The organism is Klebsiella sp. Ech2A (assembly GCF_030078455.1).
Taxonomy (GTDB): domain Bacteria; phylum Pseudomonadota; class Gammaproteobacteria; order Enterobacterales; family Enterobacteriaceae; genus Klebsiella; species Klebsiella terrigena.
In genome coordinates this window covers 1-2,351 of the sequence record NZ_JAQGFU010000352.1, presented here as the reverse complement: position 1 = coordinate 2,351, position 2,351 = coordinate 1, and the positions used below count along the sequence as shown (strand labels likewise).

The window sequence follows — 2,351 nt, the reverse complement described above, 5'->3', positions numbered from 1 at the left end:
CGATCGGCCCGTAGCTGTCGAACGCCGGTTCGAAATAGATAACTTCATCGCCGGGATGCACCAGCCCGCCGATGGCGGAGTAGAGCCCCTGGCTGGCGCTGGCGGTAATCAGCACTTCGTCGTCAACGTCGTAGCGGGTGCCGTAGAGCGCGGCGATTTTCTCGGCGATACGCTCTTTCAGCACGCGCAGCCCGGTCATCGGCGCATACTGGTTATGCCCTTCGGCCATCGCCCGCGTCACCCCCTCAACCAGCCGGCTATCGCAGGCAAAGTTGGGCGCGCCCTGAGAAAGGTTGATCGCATTATGCTCGGCGGAGAGCTGGCCGATGACGCTAAAAATGGTCGTGCCGACGTCGGGGAGTTTGGAGCGGGTGGTCAGCGGAGAAGTGAGACGCATGGTTAATCCTTTCTCATTATATTTGCATAACCATTCAATCTAAAGGTGCCGACGGCGACAAACGAATTGTTGTCATAGTAGCTATGAGATTTGATCATGGCTGAGAAAGAAGAGCGGCCAGCCGCAGGCCGGCCGCGGCAGGAATTACTTGCTGGTTAAGGTGTTAAAGCTGGTCATCAGATTGCGATAGTCCGGGATGTGGTTAGAAAACAGCGTCCCCAGCCCTTCCACATCATTTCTCCAGTCGCGATGCAGCTCACAGGCGGCGCCAAACCACGACATCAGCTGCACGCCCGCCTGCGACATCCGATCCCATGCCGCATCGCGGGTAATCGGATTAAAGGTCCCCGAGGCGTCGGTGATCACGAAGACGTCGAACCCCTCTTCGATGGCCGACAGCGCCGGAAACGCCACGCACACCTCGGTGACCACCCCGGCGATAATCAGCTGCTTCTTGCCGGTCGCCTTTACGGCCTTAACGAAATCTTCGTTATCCCAGGCGTTAATATTCCCCGGTCGGGCGATATAGGGCGCATCCGGGAACTGCGCCTTCAGCTCGGGCACCAGCGGGCCGTTGGGGCCATTTTCAAAGCTGGTGGTCAGGATCGTTGGCAGGCCGAAGTACTTCGCCATGTCGCCCAGGGCAAGGACATTGTTCTTAAATTTATCGGGGTCGATATCGCGCACCAGCGACAGCAGCCCGGCCTGATGATCGACCAGCAGCACGGCTGCATCACTCTTATCCAGACGAACGTAGGGTTTAGCCATGACCTTTTCCTCATATCAACATCGGGTGATCCCGCCGGAACGGGCGCTCCGGCAGCTGTTTTCGTAACAAGGCTGATAATAGTTTAAGCGCGGGCCGCTGATTAGACGGTGAAAGTGCAACGCATTGTCCCATTCCCGGAACGAAGCATGGCATACTGCCTATGATCAAAATGCATAGCTGGAGACGACATGTCGCGGAGCGCCCTGCCTTTTAATACCGTCGAGACCTTTCTGGTGACTGCCAGGCACCTCAACCTGACCCACGCCGCGCGCGAGCTGTGCCTGACCCAGGGCGCGGTGAGCCGCCAGATTGCCGCGCTGGAGGGATGGTTCGGTTTCCCGCTTTTTGAACGCCACGCGCGCGGGCTGCGCCTGTCGCCCCAGGGCAGCGCCCTCTATCCGGAGCTCCAGTCGGCGTTTGGCCGCCTGGTCACCGTCGCCGAGCAGGCGCGTCAGCAGCAAACGGTGGTGCGCCTGAAGGCGCCAACCTGCGCCATCCGCTGGCTGGGGCCCAGGCTGGTGGCGATAGAGCTGCGCCACCCGGAGCTGCAGATAGCCCTGACCACCACCACCGAACACAGCGTTAACTTCAAAACGGAGCCCTACGACGCGGCGATCGTTTTCGGCACCCATCACAGCGCCGGCGATCTGCTATTCGAAGAGGCTCTGACGCCGGTCATCAGCGGCAGTACGCCCTGCGACGCTCGCCTCGACGGCGCGACGTTTTTACATCCGACGCGGGATAAAACCGACTGGTCGCTGTGGCTGGCGCACTTCTCCCCGGATGCGCCGCTGGCGATGCGCAAAAACCAGCACTTCGATACCATGGATCTGGCGATCACCGCCGCCATGCAGGGGCTGGGGATCGCCATCGCCGATGCGACGCTGGTGGCGGAAGACCTGCGGGTTGGCCGCCTGGTGCGCCCGTTCGCCCTGAGCGTGAAAACCGGCGCCAGCTACCGCCTGCTGGTGCGGGCGTCACAGAGCAAAGCCGATGGCCTGGCGCGGTTTCGCGAGGAGCTGGTTAATCCAGGGTCACGTGATGGCGCATCACCCGGCGGAACAGCGCCAGCCGCGCGCGCATAAAGCGATTCTCCAGCTTAAACCCCACCCTTTTATGCAGCCCGATACGCAGCAGCCGATCGCGACCGCGCCGGCAGGCCAGCCAGCGCACCGGGCCCGGCAG

Annotated in this window: 3 protein-coding genes and 1 pseudogene; 1 reads left to right on the top strand and 3 read right to left on the bottom strand. The window is 61.4% G+C overall.

All coding sequences use genetic code 11. From position 1 onward, the window contains the following. Both PFH44_RS26810 and ycaC read right to left on the bottom strand, forming a co-directional pair. Positions 1–397: aminotransferase class I/II-fold pyridoxal phosphate-dependent enzyme (locus PFH44_RS26810; protein WP_283826727.1), on the bottom strand; the 397-nt coding region annotated here is incomplete at its 3' end. Positions 398–541: 144 nt separating this feature from the next. Continuing rightward, positions 542–1,165 (bottom strand): isochorismate family cysteine hydrolase YcaC, encoded by a 624-nt coding sequence (gene ycaC / locus PFH44_RS26805; protein ID WP_041145330.1) that lies wholly within the window; start codon positions 1,163–1,165, stop codon positions 542–544. Between the two features lie 189 nt (positions 1,166–1,354). Between ycaC and PFH44_RS26800 the strand changes: the two genes are divergently transcribed. After that, positions 1,355–2,251, top strand: a complete 897-nt coding sequence (locus PFH44_RS26800; protein ID WP_283826725.1) for a LysR family transcriptional regulator — start codon at positions 1,355–1,357, stop codon at positions 2,249–2,251. On the opposite strand, the pseudogene PFH44_RS26795 reads toward PFH44_RS26800, so the two are convergent. Further along, a pseudogene (locus tag PFH44_RS26795) lies at positions 2,190–2,351 on the bottom strand (carboxylesterase/lipase family protein); the annotation flags it as partial. The gene PFH44_RS26800 and the pseudogene PFH44_RS26795 sit on opposite strands and share 62 nt — an antisense overlap.